We start from the raw sequence: 458 nt of genomic DNA, 5'->3' as shown, positions 1-458 counted from the left end.
TCTGCGCACAGGCTGTCCGTGGCGGGACATGCATGAGCGCTACGGCAAATGGAACTCGGTCTATGTCCGGTTCCGGCGTTGGGCTGAGCAGGGGGTGTGGGATGCTCTGCTGCAAACCCTGATAGACCTCGACCTGACCGATAACTGGCAGCATATGGTCGACAGTACCGTAGTCCGTGCCCATTCACAGGCTACGGGCGCAAAAGGGGGGCTCATTCGGAGGCTTTTGGTCGATCACGCGGCGGCTTTACGAGCAAGATCCATGTCCGATGTGACAATCAGGGATGCCCTCTTGGCTTTGTCCTTACCGGAGGCCAGGTCTCGGACTACAAAGCCACAGACGCCCTGATGAAGCTGTCTGTCCCGCCCCCCAAAGCCATGCTGGCTGATCGGGGCTATGACAGTGACAGCTTCCGCCAGGATCTGCTGATCCACGGGATCCTGCCGGTTATTCCATC

General features: G+C 59.2%; 2 protein-coding genes. Both read left to right on the top strand.

What is annotated here, in order from left to right; all coding sequences use genetic code 11:
* A partial coding sequence (locus KP705_RS17590) for a transposase (RefSeq protein WP_215765215.1) occupies positions 1–349 on the top strand: 349 nt, incomplete at its 5' end.
* Positions 259–458 (top strand): transposase (locus KP705_RS21545; RefSeq protein WP_374195576.1); only part of this gene is annotated, 200 nt, incomplete at its 3' end. The genes KP705_RS17590 and KP705_RS21545, both read left to right, overlap by 91 nt.

Origin of the sequence: Gluconobacter sp. P1D12_c (genome assembly GCF_018812105.1) — a bacterium.
In the GTDB taxonomy this organism is placed as follows: domain Bacteria; phylum Pseudomonadota; class Alphaproteobacteria; order Acetobacterales; family Acetobacteraceae; genus Gluconobacter; species Gluconobacter oxydans_A.
This window is presented reverse-complemented; position numbering and strand designations above follow the sequence as displayed.